The sequence below is a fragment of the uncultured Acidovorax sp. genome (assembly GCF_964021665.1).
Taxonomy (GTDB): Bacteria; Pseudomonadota; Gammaproteobacteria; order Burkholderiales; family Burkholderiaceae_C; genus Acidovorax; species Acidovorax temperans.
Genome location: NZ_CAXIAK010000082.1, coordinates 1 through 15,351 on the forward strand (window position 1 = coordinate 1; position 15,351 = coordinate 15,351).

Annotated in this window: 12 protein-coding genes, 1 tRNA gene and 1 pseudogene; 5 read left to right on the forward strand and 9 right to left on the reverse strand. The window is 59.0% G+C overall.

Translation table 11 applies throughout. The features are described 5' to 3' along the window. On the forward strand, window positions 1–1,065 hold a 1,065-nt coding region (locus AADJ04_RS14580), incomplete at its 5' end, for a hypothetical protein (protein ID WP_341240055.1). 489 nt (window positions 1,066–1,554) lie between these two features. Here the strand turns inward: AADJ04_RS14580 and AADJ04_RS14585 are convergent. Both AADJ04_RS14585 and AADJ04_RS14590 read right to left on the reverse strand, forming a co-directional pair. Further along, a tRNA-Arg gene (locus tag AADJ04_RS14585) sits at window positions 1,555–1,630 on the reverse strand. A gap of 157 nt (window positions 1,631–1,787) precedes the next feature. Next, complete coding sequence (locus AADJ04_RS14590; RefSeq protein ID WP_341240059.1) at window positions 1,788–2,423, reverse strand: TetR family transcriptional regulator; 636 nt, start codon at window positions 2,421–2,423, stop codon at window positions 1,788–1,790. Between the two features lie 235 nt (window positions 2,424–2,658). Between AADJ04_RS14590 and AADJ04_RS14595 the strand changes: the two genes are divergently transcribed. From AADJ04_RS14595 to AADJ04_RS14610, 4 genes are all read left to right on the forward strand, one after another. After that, entirely contained in the window at window positions 2,659–3,861 is a 1,203-nt protein-coding gene (locus AADJ04_RS14595; RefSeq protein WP_233100143.1) for an efflux RND transporter periplasmic adaptor subunit, read from the forward strand. 11 nt (window positions 3,862–3,872) lie between these two features. Next, window positions 3,873–7,028 (forward strand): efflux RND transporter permease subunit, encoded by a 3,156-nt coding sequence (locus tag AADJ04_RS14600; protein ID WP_341240056.1) that lies wholly within the window; start codon window positions 3,873–3,875, stop codon window positions 7,026–7,028. After that, complete coding sequence (locus AADJ04_RS14605) at window positions 7,021–8,427, forward strand: efflux transporter outer membrane subunit (RefSeq protein ID WP_341240057.1); 1,407 nt, start codon at window positions 7,021–7,023, stop codon at window positions 8,425–8,427. Before AADJ04_RS14600 ends, AADJ04_RS14605 begins: the two co-directional genes overlap by 8 nt. Window positions 8,428–8,504: 77 nt before the next feature. Next, window positions 8,505–9,020, forward strand: a complete 516-nt coding sequence (locus tag AADJ04_RS14610) for a c-type cytochrome (RefSeq protein WP_066691840.1) — start codon at window positions 8,505–8,507, stop codon at window positions 9,018–9,020. Window positions 9,021–9,173: 153 nt separating this feature from the next. Here AADJ04_RS14610 and AADJ04_RS14615 read toward each other — a convergent pair whose 3' ends face one another. The 7 genes and pseudogenes from AADJ04_RS14615 to AADJ04_RS14645 all read right to left on the reverse strand — a co-directional run. Beyond that, the gene (locus tag AADJ04_RS14615) at window positions 9,174–9,701 is read right to left on the reverse strand and encodes a DUF2946 family protein (RefSeq protein ID WP_273623889.1); all 528 of its coding nucleotides are present in this window, start codon (window positions 9,699–9,701) and stop codon (window positions 9,174–9,176) included. A 16-nt stretch (window positions 9,702–9,717) separates the two neighbouring features. Beyond that, complete coding sequence (locus AADJ04_RS14620) at window positions 9,718–10,713, reverse strand: alpha/beta fold hydrolase (protein ID WP_341240058.1); 996 nt, start codon at window positions 10,711–10,713, stop codon at window positions 9,718–9,720. Between the two features lie 195 nt (window positions 10,714–10,908). Further along, complete coding sequence (locus AADJ04_RS14625) at window positions 10,909–11,358, reverse strand: nuclear transport factor 2 family protein (RefSeq protein WP_273623890.1); 450 nt, start codon at window positions 11,356–11,358, stop codon at window positions 10,909–10,911. A gap of 344 nt (window positions 11,359–11,702) precedes the next feature. Then, on the reverse strand, window positions 11,703–12,119 hold the full coding sequence (locus tag AADJ04_RS14630) for a F0F1 ATP synthase subunit epsilon (RefSeq protein WP_044397499.1): 417 nt from the start codon (window positions 12,117–12,119) through the stop codon (window positions 11,703–11,705). Window positions 12,120–12,194: 75 nt separating this feature from the next. Continuing rightward, complete coding sequence (gene atpD / locus AADJ04_RS14635; protein ID WP_044397381.1) at window positions 12,195–13,601, reverse strand: F0F1 ATP synthase subunit beta; 1,407 nt, start codon at window positions 13,599–13,601, stop codon at window positions 12,195–12,197. A gap of 33 nt (window positions 13,602–13,634) precedes the next feature. Beyond that, window positions 13,635–14,501, reverse strand: coding sequence for a F0F1 ATP synthase subunit gamma (gene atpG, locus AADJ04_RS14640; RefSeq protein WP_044397383.1), 867 nt, complete (start codon window positions 14,499–14,501; stop codon window positions 13,635–13,637). An 18-nt stretch (window positions 14,502–14,519) separates the two neighbouring features. Next, window positions 14,520–15,351 (reverse strand): annotated as a pseudogene (locus AADJ04_RS14645) (F0F1 ATP synthase subunit alpha); the annotation flags it as partial.

A 15,351-nucleotide genomic window follows, 5' to 3' on the forward strand; every position in this document is an offset into this window, starting at 1 on the left:
CGATGGTGCTTGCAATTGCTCATTCGGGGTAGATGGGGTGGCTGGACGGATACTGTCTTCGAGCACGCGCCGCACTACTACCCCCAGATTTCGAATTACCTACAGAAGTTTAGAGAGCTGCCTGACAAGCATGGCGATCGCCTGCTAGACCACATCGAAAAGCAGGATCTATACCCGGCGATTCGGGCAAGCCTGGTAACGGCTGCCGGTGATCGTCTGTCAGTGACACACACCAAGCGCCTTCGATCGTTACTGAAGAGGATGTGGGCGCCCCGAACCAGCACGCCTGAGTTGACCGCGTCCTTGTGGAATGCATTGCATCGCTTGTCGCACCTGACTGAACGCCAGTCTGACTACGCGCTGCAGTATTCACATACGCCTTGGCTGAGGACGCGGTTGCACTTCGGCATGCCTTGGTTCGAAATTGCTAATGGTCGACGGGAGCGACTCCTGAACGCTTCGATGCGAAGCAATGACGCTGATGTGGCACTGGCGGCAGCATGGCTCGCTGCTCTATTGGACTGCGAGATTCGAAAGCCGATCCGTGATATCCATCCACTGGCCAAGATCGTGCTGCGAGAGAACGGCAAGCTGCGGCGTGTTGATACAAAGGTCTGCGGAATCCGGCTGGCACTGCACGAAATGAGCGGCATAGATGTCGCAGTCAACTGGCGGAAGTTCTTTAACAAGAACTATCATCACGTCGAGACGAAGATAGTTGCCTGCAAGGGCTACTTCAAGACGAATCCGACGGCCTGGGTCAGTATGCTTGATGTCTTCAACGATCTCCTGGTCGACGATCTCTTCAAGCGCGACGGAACGATTGGTGCCCGGAATCTTGGTAACTTTGGTGGCGTGATTGGCAACAAGGCCTTCATGGCTAAGTTCCCGAAGACCTATGCGTACGTCTTTGCTGTACACACAAAGCGCGGTGAAAGCGAACTCGCTCATCCGATCGTTAAGACGACCAAAGCACCTACCGGGCGCATTCCGTTCAAGTGGCTAAAGACCGGACGCAAGCTCATGATCGCCGCACTGGCCGAGATCAAGGCTGCTGGGTACTGAGGGGGCATTGGTAGCAGTGGTGATGCTGCATGCACAGTCCATGCTAACTGCGCAACTACAGCAAAAGTGTTGCTGAGGTTGCAGCAACTCTGCACCCCGCTGTATCGGGGCGCGTGTCGACTTTCGGCGGAAGTGGACGCTCAGGCGAGCGATTGCGAACGTCGCCTATCGCTGCTGAACAGTCATTTGATTGCTTATCCCCCAAGTGGGAAGGTTTAGCAGTCAACGGAGCATCCATCAAGAGATGACGGCAAGCTGAAGAACTTTCGATGGGCCACGGGCCCAATGGTCAAAAATCCCTTGAAGCTTCATCTCTGCGCTATGGCAGGGCCACGCATGGGCCACAGGCGGGCCATGAACACAGACGTCAGAAAACTGTGACCCTGAGCCTCAAGGCCTTATTGGCTGCTGAGAGCGGTCAACTCTGAGACTTGAACCAAAATTTGACTGTATCGTGGGCCATGGAAAACTCACGTAAGTCCTTGATTTTGGTGCGGCTGGCGGGGATCGAACCCACGACCCTCGGCTTCGGAGGCCGATACTCTATCCACTGAGCTACAGCCGCAACTCTTAAAAGACCAATACTCAAAATTCCGCTGACAGCCCGGATGACTATAGCCTTCGGAGGCCAATACTCTATCCACTGAGCTACAGCCGCGCTAATTGACGTGCAAGCTCAATATTATTGCACGCAAGCACACGACAACAATGACGCGGGAACATCAAACCGTGCCATCACCCCATTTGAGACCCAGGCCAGACAAAAAAGCGTCTGTCGCACTCGCACCCACTTTCACCAAATCAAACGCCCCCTGGCACAAGATCCAGTTTTGAATGAGCCCATCAAACAGAGCATGCAAAGCAACCGCAGCCTCATGCGGAGACAGAGAGACCGGCAATGGACTCACTTCAGCCGCCAAAGCGAAGTCTTTGGCAAGCTGCGCCGTGAAAGCACCCGACGCAGCAATGTGCCGATCCCGGATAGCAGCCATCTCTTCCACATACTCAACTTTGTACATGGCAATTTCAAACACACGCCGGGCCTGGGCATTCGATGCCACAACCCCCAAAACGAACGCCATCACCGAACGCAGACGCCCCACAGGATCGCCACTCGCAAGACACGAGAACTGAGCACAGCCCTCCTCCAAAGGCAGCGTCACGCGATCCATCATGGCGTTAAACAGATCGACCTTGTCTTTGAAGTGCCAGTAGAGCGCCCCGCGCGTCGCCCCCGCCGCCGAGGCAATGTCACTCAACGAAGCCCGCGACACGCCCTTTTCACAAAACACACGCTCGGCCGCATCAATCAATCCATTGCGTGTCGCAGCTGCGTCTTCCTTGGTCCTGCGCGCCATCTCCACCATCCATTTCTTTAACGGCAACCCGAAAATCCGCGGTCACCATTCAATTATACATTCACGATTGTATGTATAATCCCGCACCTTATCCGTCGGGCTTTCGTTCGACTGCAATCTACTGTGGTCATCTTCTTCGGCTTCTGAAATGATCGACCTGCCCTCGCTCCAGCTTCAAAGGAATTCCATGAAGAGCTTGCATGACGCGCCATCCACACCACACCATCCACCTCGCATGCAAGCACGGCTTGTTGTCGGCATGCTCGCTTCCGCGCTGATAGCGGCTGGCTGCACCAAGGAAGCGCCAACGGCACCCAGCGCTGCAGGACAGAGGCCTGCCGTTGAAGTGGGTACTGTCACGGCGACTCCAGGCGATGTGGGTCTGGTCACCGAGTTGCCGGGGCGCGTGGAGGCCTCCAGGGTGGCTCAAGTGCGCGCCAGGGCAGCAGGCATCTTGCAGCAACGGATGTTCAAGGAGGGCAGCGACGTGAAGGCGGGACAAACCCTGTTCCGTATCGATGAAGCCCCCTACGCGGCGGCCTTGGACAGCGCCAAGGCCAACCAAGCCAAGGCAGAAGCCAACCTGGCACAAACGCAAGCGCAGCTGGAACGGTACCGTCCGTTGGTCGAAGCCAATGCGATCAGCAAGCAAGATTTCGTCAACGCAGAGGCTGCAGTCAAACAATCCCAGGCAGACGTAGCCTCAACCAAGGCAGCGGTGCGTACCGCAGGCATCAACTTGGGTTATGCGACGGTCACAGCGCCGATTTCAGGCCGAATCGGCCGGGCCCTTGTGACAGAAGGTGCGCTGGTAGGTCAAGGCGAGGCGACTCCTCTGGCTGTCATCCAGCAAATTGACCCCGTCTACGTCAACTTCACTCAATCTGCCAACGACATTCTTCAGCTGCGCAAAGCCATGGCCAGCGGCCAATTCAAGCGCGCGGAGGGCAAAGACGCAGCGAGCGTGCGCCTGATCTTGAGCGATGGAACGGAGTACGAGCACCCTGGCAAGCTCCTGTTTTCCGACCTGACCGTGGACTCCACCACAGGCCAAATCACCTTGCGCGCCGAGGTGCCCAACCCCAAGGGTGAACTGTTGCCAGGCTTGTACCTGCGGGTCAAGCTGGAGCAAGCCCAGGCCAGCAATGCCATCACCCTTCCGCAGCAGGCCGTGACACGCACACAGCAAGGGGACATCGTCAACGTAGTCGCTGAAGACGGAAAAGTCAGCCAGCGCGCAGTCAAGATCAGCGCGGCGAAGAACAACCGCTGGGTTGTTCGCGAAGGACTACAGGCGGGCGAAAAAGTCATGGTGGACGGCTTCCAGAAGCTGCAAATGCTTCCACCTGGCACGCCCGTGAAAGCGGTCCCTTGGCAAGCACCAGGCCAAGCAGCAGCACCTGCGCCTGCCGCCGACGCATCCGCCGCTAAGCCCTGAGAGGCATACACATGGCCAAGTTTTTTATTGACCGCCCCATCTTCGCGTGGGTGATTGCACTGTTCATCATGGTGCTGGGGGGCGTTGCCATCACGCAGCTGCCCATCTCGCAATATCCCCCGGTTGCACCGCCTTCGATCGTTATCAATGCGTCTTACCCGGGCGCTTCTGCGCAAACGCTGGAGGACAGCGTTCTTTCCGTGATCGAGCGTGAAATGAACGGGTCACCAGGGCTCATCTACATGGAGTCTGTGGCCCAGGCCGATGGTTCTGGGAGCATCACCCTGAGCTTCCAACCCGGAACCAACGCCGACTTGGCACAGGTGGACGTGCAAAACCGCCTGTCCCGCGCGTCTCCGCGGTTGCCCTCTACCGTCACGCAACAAGGCGTGCGTGTGGACAAGTCGCGTTCTAACTTCTTGCTGTTCACGATGCTTTCGTCCAGCAACCCCGAAACCGATACCGTCGCTCTGGGTGACTATGCTTCCCGCAACGTGGTGCCAGAGCTGCAGCGGCTGCAAGGCATTGGGCAAGCCCAGCTCTTCGGCACAGAACGTGCCATGCGGATCTGGATCGATCCCGCAAAGATGCTGAGCTTCAACATCTCCACCGCGGAAATCACTGCCGCCATCCGGGCGCAGAACGCGCAGGTTGCCAGCGGCACCATCGGTGATCTGCCCAACCTGTCTGGCCAGGGCATCTCAGCAACAGTGGTCGTTAGCGGGCAGCTGTCTACCGTCGAGCAATTCTCCAACATCATTCTTCGGGCCAACGCCGATGGCTCCACCGTTCGTCTCAAGGATGTGGCGCGCGTGGAGTTGGGTGGCCAAGCCTACGCTACCGCGGCTCGACTGAACGGGAAACCCGCCGTGGGTATCGGCGTCCAACTGTCGCCCAGTGGGAACGCGCTGGAGGCCGCAAAAGCAGTCCGCACCAAGATGGACGAGCTCTCGCGCTACTTCCCAGAAGGCATGAGCTGGAGCATTCCTTACGACAGTTCTCGCTTCGTGGATATCTCTATCACCCAGGTGGCCAAGACGCTGCTTGAAGCCGTCGCCCTGGTGTTCCTGGTGATGTTCCTGTTCCTGCAGAACTGGCGCTATACCGTCATCCCCACCATTGTGGTCCCCATCGCCTTGCTGGGTACCTTCGCCACCTTGCTGGCTCTGGGCTTCTCGATCAACGTGCTCACCATGTTCGGCATGGTGCTGGTGATCGGTATCGTCGTGGACGATGCCATCGTCGTGGTGGAAAACGTCGAACGCATCATGAGCGAGGAAGGGCTGTCCCCGCTGGACGCCACGCGCAAAGCCATGCGCCAGATCTCAGGCGCCATCATCGGCGTGACCGTGGTGCTGATCTCGGTGTTCGTCCCACTGGCCTTCTTTGCGGGCTCCACAGGCAACATCTATCGGCAGTTCTCGGCCGTGATGGTGGCCTCCATCGGGTTCTCGGCATTCATGGCGCTGTCGCTCACGCCGGCCCTTTGTGCCACGCTGCTCAAACCTGTCGAAGCAGGCCATCACCACGAAAAGAGCGGCTTTTTTGGCTGGTTCAATCGCAGCTTCGCCTCTGGCGCCAAGCGCTATGAAGGCTGGGTGGCCCGCATGCTCAAGCGTGCGGTTCGCTACCTTGTGATCTACGCAGCCATCGTGGGAGCTGTGGCCGTGGTCTACATGCGGCTGCCCACGTCTTTCCTGCCCAGCGAAGACCAGGGCAACATCATCGTGAACGTGCAGCTCCCGCCCGGCGCCACGCAAGAGCGGACGCTGGCTGTGATGGAACAGGTGGAGCAATTCATCCTGAAGCAGCCCGAAGTGCAAAGCATGGTGGGCGTTCTGGGCTTCAGCTTCTCCGGTCAGGGACAGAACGCCGCGTTGGCCTTCGTGACACTCAAGGACTGGAGTGAACGCCATGGCCCTGGCCAGTCTGCACAAGAGGTCGCAGGCCGCGCGTTTGGCGGCTTGTCCGGCATTCGCGATGCATTTATCTTCCCCTTGAGCCCACCGCCCATCCCAGAGCTGGGTAATGCCAGCGGGTTCACCTTCCGTCTGCAAGACCGTAGCGGCGCAGGCCATGAGGCACTTGTCAATGCACGCAACCAGTTGCTGGGCATGGCCTCGCAGAGCAAGGTGTTGACGCAGGTGCGGCCAGACGGGCTGGAGGATGCCCCGCAACTACAAATCGACATCGACCGCGACAAGGCCAACGCACTGGGCGTCACCTTCGATGCGATCAACTCGACGCTGTCCACTGCTTTGGGCTCCAGCTACGTCAACGACTTCCCCAACCAAGGGCGCCTGCAGCGTGTGGTGGTGCAAGCCGACGCACCCGCGCGCATGCAGCCGGACGACTTGCTGAAGCTCAACGCCAGCAACACCCAGGGCAAGCCTGTGCCACTGTCAGCCTTTGCCTCCACCAAGTGGGTCAAAGGTGCCCAGCAAACGGTGCGCTACAACGGCTATCCGGCCATGCGCATCTCGGGCAGCCCCGCCCCCGGTTACAGCACTGGCGCGGCCATGGCTGAAATGGAAAAGCTGGCTGGCCAACTGCCGGCAGGATTTGGTTTCGAGTGGACCGGACAGTCACGCGAAGAAAAGCTGGCAGGCTCACAGTCGCTGATCCTCTACAGCTTCGCGATCCTGGCCGTGTTCCTCTGCCTGGCGGCCCTGTACGAAAGCTGGTCCATCCCGCTGGCGGTGATCTTGGTGGTGCCACTCGGTGTGCTGGGTGTTCTGCTGGCCACCCTCATGCGCGGCTATGCCAATGACGTTTATTTCCAGGTGGGCCTGATCACGATCATCGGCTTGTCGGCAAAGAACGCCATTTTGATCATCGAGTTCGCGAAAGACCTGCAGGCACAGGGCAAGGGGCTCATCGAGTCTGCCCTGGAAGCCGCTCATCTGCGCTTCCGTCCCATCATCATGACCTCGATGGCATTCGGCCTGGGTGTCGTGCCCCTGGCCATCGCCAGCGGCGCGGGCTCCGCCAGCCAGCGCGCCATCGGCACCGGTGTGCTGGGTGGCATGGTCACGGGCACTGTACTGGCAGTGTTTTTTGTTCCGGTGTTCTTCGTGGTGGTGCGTAGCCTGTTCAAAGGCAGCGCACGCCAGCAGGAGATGAACCGCCGCCACGCAGAAGAAGCCGGAATTGGAAACCATGACTAAGAAAATCACGCATCTCGCTTTGGCCCTGGTCACCCTGCTGACGGGGTGCTCCATGATCCCAATGTACGAGCGCCCCGCCGCGCCCGTACCCACGGGCTTCCCCAACGTGACCGCTTCGGAAAGTCCTGCCACGCTGCCATCATGGCGTACCTACTTTGCCGAACCACGGCTGCAGCAGTTGATTGAGCTGGCGCTGAACAACAACCGCGACCTGCGCATTGCAAGCCTCAACGTAGAGCAAGCGCGAGCCCAGTTCCAGGTACGTCGTGCTGCGCAATACCCAGCCGTGGGACTGGCGGCCAACGCCTCTCGCGCGCCTGCGTCCGGCACAGGCAACATCACCAACAACTTCAGCGTTGGGTTGGCTGTGACTGCGTGGGAACTGGACTTCTTCGGCAGGGTGGCCAGCTTGAAGGAACAGGCGCTTGCGCAGTACCTGGCTACCGAAGAAGGCCGCAATGCGGCCCAGGTCAGCCTGATCAGCTCCGTCGCCAACGGGTGGCTGAACTTGCTGGCCGACGAGGAATTGCTGGAACTGTCTCGACGCACTCTGGCTACCCGCGAAGAGTCGGTTCGCCTGACCAAACTGCGGCTGGATTCTGGTGCTGCGTCCGAGCTCGACTACCGGCAGGCCGAATCTTTGGCGCAAGCTGCGCGGACCACGCTGGCCCAGCAGCAGCGCCAGCGGGCACTGGATGAAAATGCGCTGGCTTTGCTGCTGGGGCAGCCCTTGCCCGAAGACATCCGCGCCACCCTGGGACGCAGTGACCTGAACGCAGCGCCAGTCATCCAGGCCGTACCTGCGGGCCTCCCCTCCGATCTGCTCGTGCAGCGTCCTGACATCCGCCAGGCAGAGCAACAGCTGATCGCCGCCAATGCCAACATTGGTGCAGCGCGGGCCGCTTTCTTTCCACGCATTTCACTGACAGCCCAAGCCGGAACGTCGAGTGGTGAACTGTCCGGCCTGTTCAAGAACGGCTCCTGGGGCTTCACCCTCGCGCCTTCGCTGTTGCTACCGCTGTTTGATGCGGGCGCCAATCAGACCAATCTGGAGAGCGCACAGGCGTCTCGCAGCGTAGCCGTTGCCCAGTATGAAAAAGCCATCCAGACAGCGTTCAGAGAAGTGGCGGACGCGCTCGCCAGCCAAAGCTCGCTCACAGAGCAGTTGGAGGCGCAGCGCAAGCAAGCCGAAGCGGAATCCATCCGCTTCAAGCTGGCAGATCTGCGCTACCAGAATGGCGTGGCCAGCTACCTCGACTTGCTGGATGCGCAACGGTCTCTGTTCAGCACCCAGCAGGGCGTGGTGCAAGTTCGGTTGAGCCAGTTGCAAAACCAGGTGTCGTTATTCAAGGCACTCGGCGGCGGCTGGACCGACGAGACATCAAGCGCCAAGCCTTGATGGGGGACAAAGTTCCGCAGCCTGTAGATATAATTTAAGGTTGATTTCATCAAAGCCCAGAAACTCCAGAGGACGTCATGAGCGACAACCACCACGAAGAAGCGCATACAGGCCCGATCAAGACCCCTAAGCAACTACTCGTGGCGGGATTCCTCTCGTTCGTGGTGCCGATCTTTGCCATCATCGGCCTGGTGCTGTACGTCTCGTCCAGCAACAAGCCCGCGCCGGGCGCGTCCAACCCTGAAAAGGCTTTGGCTGAGCGCATCCAGAAAGTAGGCATGGTGGAAGTGCGCGACGCCAACCGCCCCCTGCGTGCAGGCGAAGAGGTTTACAAGGGCCAATGTGCCGCTTGCCACGCCACGGGCGCTGCGGGCGCACCCAAGCTCGCAGACGCGGCAGCCTGGGCCCCGCGCATCAAGACTGGTTTTGAAGCGCTGGTGCAATCCGCACTCAAGGGCAAGGGTGCCATGGCGCCACAAGGCGGTGGTGATTTCAACGACACAGAAATTGCACGTGCCGTGGCTTACATGGGCAATGCAGCCGGTGCCAAGTTCGAGGAACCCGCTGCACCTGCTGCTGCAGAGGCCAAGTGATTAAGGCGACCCAAGTCTATTGATCAAAAAAAGCCGGTGCATTGCACCGGCTTTTTTATTGGCTGATGCCGAACATGCCACGGCCAGCCATTTTTCTAAAGACACATCACGATCAGCAGCCAGCGTCAGATCTCTGCGCGCAGCTGCTGGAACTTAACGTCGCTGTGACCTCGCAGGGCTGCGAACAAAGCCGTACTGCGCTGGCAAGTCGGCAGACACCACATCACGGGGCACCCAGACTCCTTGCTCTACCGCTTCCGCAGCCAGCACCATATCCTGCGAGTGCACCAAACCGAGCCCTTGGGGCGAAGCGATATACAAACGCCCCTCTTCGTCCAAAAGACATTCCTCCGCACTGGTTTGCAAGCCGGTATGGGACTGCAAGCGGTAGTCCGGCAAAACCAGCCAGATCCACGGAGTGCACTCCAACTCGATGTACACGCGCTGCGGTCCGTTCTGAAAAAACCACTGCCCCTCGTCGTCGCTTTCATAATTGCGGCCGATGAAATCAATGAGTTTTTCGTGCCGTAGCCACGAACCACGGCTTTGCGGAAAATCTCCAGCGGCCTGGGCAGCGTCGTCGCGCATGAACCAGCGACCTCGCGCATCCAGCCCCAGCCATCCGTAGCAATCCGGTACGTTGGGCCATTTGGCCAATGCTTGTTTGACGATGTCATCCATGACCGAATTGTGCCTTTCATCCGGGCAGTTGCGCTGTCAGCCAAGCGCTTACAGCATCTGGCATCGCACGCACATGCCCAGGCCACGGGCCTTGCGCAAAACCTACATGACCACCGTGGCTGGGTTGCCACAGCGTCACGCATGGCCCCACCTCCCCGGCCCGGGGCAGGCTGCTTGCAGGCACAAACGGATCGTTGAGCGCATTCACCACCAAGGCGGGCACCCGAATGTGGGAGATGAGTGGCTTGGAAGATGCGCGATGCCAATAGTCTTCGGTATTGCGAAAGCCATGCACAGGCGCGGTGAAGACGTTGTCAAAAGCGTAGAGATCACGCGCGGCCAACAGCGCGTCCCGGTCGAAAAGACCAGGATGTTGCTCCCATTTCCGCAATGCCTTGGGGACCATGGTTTGCAGGAACATGCGGGTGTAGATCTGGCGATTGAAGCCGCGACCTATGGCGTGGCCACCGGCCGCCAGATCCAAGGGAGAGCAAATCGCCGCCACGGCCTTCACATGACTCGATGCGTCTGAACCAGCCTCCGCAGCCCAGCGCAGCAAAGCATTGCCGCCCAGCGATACACCAGCAGCAATCACCGGCCCAGGATGGCGGGCACGGAGCTGGGCCAGTATCCAGGCAATCTCTTCGTAATCGCCTGAATGATAGGCACGGGGGGCGTGGTTGAGCTCACCGCTGCAGCCACGAAAGTGGGGCAAAGCACACGCCCAACCCCGCTCCTGGGCCACTTCAGCAAATGCCTGACAGTAGTGGCTGCGTGAAGAGCCCTCGAGCCCGTGAAACACCACCAGCATCGGAATCTCGGCAGAGTGGGCAGCGGGTGGGCGATCTGCGCCACCCGCCAAGAAATCCACGTCAATGAAATCAGCGTCGGGCGTTGTCCAGCGTTCACGCCGAAAAGCCGGAGCAGGGCCATGCGTGCGTCGCGAAAACACCGCAGGCCAGATGGTTTGCATCTGACCTCCGGGGAGCCACCAAGGCGCTACATATTTCATAGCTGCTAGCGCTTATTCAACGGGCGTTAGAGCCACTTTTTAGGCTCTTCTAGCGAATGCTAGTGATGCACTCGATAAATGTCGTACGTCGAAATCGTCGTTTACAGACGTGCGGCGATTTCCATCACTACTATTCGCTAGAAGAGCCACTTTTTATACAAATTACGAAACCATGAGCAGCCCGCGCCACATCGCTCAATGCAGCAACTGCGAAGTTTCAGTACCGGAGATACCCTCCGGCGAGCCGTCCGTGCTGGCATGGTGAGCCACCAGACGCCATCCCTCCAACGTACGGTGATAGACATTGGTGGCAATCAGAAACGCTGCGTGTAGCCCATCAGGCAGCATGATTTCCACCCGCTCAGCCACGTTGTGCACGGCACTGGAAACCGACTGCACACGGTGGACCTGGGAAATCGTCACCCGGATGCTGCCCTGCGCAAACATTCCCTCAAACGCTGCACGGATCGCTGCGGCACCCATCAAGCGGGAACCGCCAGGATGCACACATACGATTTCGTCATCCTCTGCCCAGCAAGACATCAGCAGATCTACATCGCCCTTTTGCAGGGCTTCATAGAACATGGCTTCCGTCTCATCGGGCGAGCCACCGTGGGGCGAGACAGGTAGTTTGGTACGTGGCATGAGACGGTCGTCCAGATAGAGGATAAATTGACCTGTTCAGAGCGGCAGAACTTTGGCGAGCAAGGCAGCCAAGGGCGGCAGACGTCTTGATGCCCCGGGCTGCCCATTCGGCGTGCGCAAGCTGCGAGAGCCCAGCGAATACTGCACGATTCAGATGCGCCCCAAGTCATCTCGAAGACAGCCCTTATTGTGGCGGCAACTGAGCGACCCTCAGACCTCCGCCCGCTCATGGCAGCACTCGTCTTTCCTATCAAGACCATCATTGCAAGGGGCTGAAGGAAATTCAGACCAAAAAAAAACCCGGCAGGGGCCGGGTTTTTTGAGTAAGGCTCCGCGGCGCGAAGTTACTTCTTCTGGCGGTACTTGCGCAGAGCAGCAATCTGGGCAGCCATCACAGCCAGTTCTGACTGGGCCTTGGCCAAATCGAGATCGCTCTTGGCGTTCTTGAGGGCTTCTTCGGCAGCTGCCTTGGCGGCATTTGCCTTTTCATCGTCCAGATCCTTGCCGCGGATGGCGGTGTCAGACAGAACCGTCACGCAGTTGGGCTGAACTTCCAGAATGCCACCGGCCACGAAAACAAACTCTTCGTTGCCGTCTGCTGTTTCGATGCGCACCGAACCGGGTTTGATGCGGGTGATCAGCGGGGTATGGCGGGGGTAAATGCCCAACTCGCCAGCTTCACCAGGCAACGCGACAAAACGCGCTTCACCCGAGAAGATGGACTCTTCGGCGCTGACCACATCAACGTGGATAGTGTTCATCATTGCTCCTAGGAAAAGGTGGGGGCTTGACTGCTACAGGGGGCTGAACAAATCAGTTGCTCAGCCCTCGGGCAATCAGGCAACCTTCTTGGCCTTTTCGAAGGCTTCGTCGATGGTACCGACCATGTAGAACGCTTGTTCTGGCAGGTGATCGCATTCGCCGTTCACAATCATCTTGAAACCACGGATGGTTTCCGACAGTGGAACGTACTTGCCAGGCGAGCCCGTGAACACTTCAGCCACGTGGAAAGGCTGCGACAGGAAACGCTGGATCTTCCGAGCGCGGGCCACGGCCAGCTTGTCTTCCGGAGCCAGTTCGTCCATGCCCAGAATGGCGATGATGTCGCGCAGTTCCTTGTAGCGCTGCAGGGTACCCTGCACAGCACGGGCCGTCGCGTAGTGGTCTTCGCCCACCACGTTAGGGTCCAGCTGACGGCTGGTGGAGTCCAGAGGATCCACGGCAGGGTAGATACCCAGCGAAGCGATGTCACGGGACAACACCACGGTGGAGTCCAAGTGAGCGAACGTCGTGGCAGGCGATGGGTCGGTCAAGTCATCCGCTGGCACGTACACTGCCTGGATGGAAGTGATCGAACCGACCTTGGTGGACGTAATACGCTCTTGCAGGCGGCCCATTTCTTCGGCCAGCGTAGGCTGGTAGCCCACGGCGGAAGGCATACGGCCCAGCAGAGCGGACACTTCGGTACCGGCCAGCGTATAGCGGTAGATGTTGTCCACGAAGAACAGCACGTCACGGCCTTCGTCACGGAAAGATTCCGCAATGGTCAGACCTGTCAGGGCCACGCGCAGACGGTTGCCTGGGGGCTCGTTCATCTGACCGTACACCATGGCCACCTTGGAGTCTTCGAGCTTCTCCAGGTTCACCACGCCGGAATCGGCCATTTCGTGATAGAAGTCGTTCCCTTCGCGGGTACGCTCACCCACACCAGCGAACACCGACAGACCGCTGTGGGCCTTGGCGATGTTGTTGATGAGTTCCATCATGTTCACGGTCTTGCCCACACCGGCGCCACCGAACAGACCCACCTTACCGCCCTTGGCGAACGGGCAGACCAAGTCGATCACCTTGATGCCGGTTTCCAGCAGTTCCTGCGATGGCGACAGTTCGTCGTACGCAGGAGCCTTGCGGTGAATGGAAGCCGTCAGTTCCTGACCCACAGGACCACGCTCGTCGATGGGCGTGCCCAGCACGTCCATGATGCGGCCCAGGGTGGCCTTGCCCACGGGCACTGTGATGGGGTTGCCAGTGTTGGTCACCATCAGGCCACGGCGCAGTCCGTCGGATGAACCCAGGGCAATGGTACGCACCACGCCGTCGCCCAGCTGTTGCTGAACTTCCAGCGTCAGAGCCGAACCTTCCAGCTTCAGAGCATCGTAAATCTTGGGCATCTGGTCGCGTGGGAACTCAACGTCCACCACAGCGCCGATACATTGAACAATCTTGCCTTGCACTTGAGCCATTTTTCGCTCCAATAATGTTGTATGTCGAGCTGCTTACACAGCGGCGGCGCCTGCGACGATTTCCGAAAGTTCTTTCGTGATCGCTGCTTGACGCGTCTTGTTGTAGACCAGCTTCAACTCACCAATGACGCTGCCGGCGTTGTCCGTTGCGGCCTTCATGGCCACCATGCGCGCCGATTGCTCGGACGCCATGTTTTCTGCAACTGCCTGGTAAATCAGCGACTCGACATAGCGCACCAGCAGCTCGTCGATCACGGTTTGTGCGTCCGGCTCATAGATGTATTCCCAGCTATGTTCCGTCTTGTCAGCCTGCATCTGCTCGGACGACAGTGGAAGCAGTTGCTCCACCACCGACTCTTGCTTCATGGTGTTGATGAACTTGGTGTAGCTCAGATACACCGCGTTGATCTTGCCTTCCGCATATGCGTCCAGCAGCACCTTCACAGGGCCAATCAGCTTGTCCAGATGGGGCGTATCGCCCAGACCTGTCACATGCGAAACCACCTTGGCACCCACCCGGTTCAGGAAACTGAAGCCCTTGTTGCCAATGGCTACGGTTTCCGCAGAGATGCCTGCCGCTTGAAGTTCACGCAGCTTGGTCGTCACCGTGCGCAGCACGTTGGTGTTCATGCCACCGCACAAACCCTTATCCGTGGTGACCACGATGACGCCTGCCACTTTCGCATCGTTCACTTGCATGAACGGATGCGTGTACTCAGGGTTGGCCTTGCCGAGGTTGGCTGCAATGTTGCGGATCTTTTCGCTGTAGGGACGAGCTGCACGCATCCGGTCCTGCGCCTTGCGCATTTTGGATGCGGCCACCATCTCCATGGCTTTGGTGATCTTCTTGGTGTTTTCCACCGATTTGATCTTGCCGCGTATTTCCTTGCCTGCTGCCATGATGGCTCCTCGTCCGGATTAAGCGAACGTCTTCTTGAACGCGGCGATGGCAGCGGTCAATTCGGCTTCAGCATCCTTGTCCATGGCCTTGGCCTGTTCCAGCTTGGCCAGCAATGCGGCGTGGCTGGTTTTCAGGAATTGGTGCAGGCCGTGTTCGAAGCTCAGAACCTTCTTGACGTCGATATCGTCCATGAAGCCCTTGTTCACAGCGAACAGCGTTGCGCCCATCAACGAGATGGACAGGGGGCTGTACTGTGCTTGCTTGAGCAATTCGGTCACGCGGGCGCCGCGGTCCAGCTGCTTGCGGGTGGCTTCGTCCAGATCGGAAGCGAACTGCGCGAACGCAGCCAGTTCACGGTACTGGGCCAAGTCGGTACGGATACCGCCGGACAGGTTCTTCACCAGCTTGGTCTGGGCAGCACCACCCACGCGCGACACCGAGATACCGGCGTTGATGGCGGGACGGATACCGGCGTTAAACAGGCTGGTTTCCAGGAAGATCTGACCGTCAGTGATCGAAATCACGTTGGTAGGCACGAATGCAGACACGTCACCGGCTTGCGTTTCGATGATAGGCAGAGCTGTCAACGAACCGGTCTTGCCCTTGACTTCACCCTTGGTGAAGGCTTCGACGTAGTCAGCGTTCACGCGGGCTGCGCGCTCCAGCAGACGGCTGTGGAGATAGAACACGTCGCCAGGATAAGCTTCGCGGCCTGGTGGACGACGCAGCAGCAGAGAAACTTGGCGGTAGGCCACAGCTTGCTTGGACAGGTCGTCGTACACGATCAGGGCGTCTTCGCCGCGGTCGCGGAAGTACTCACCCATCGTGCAGCCAGAGTAGGCCGACACG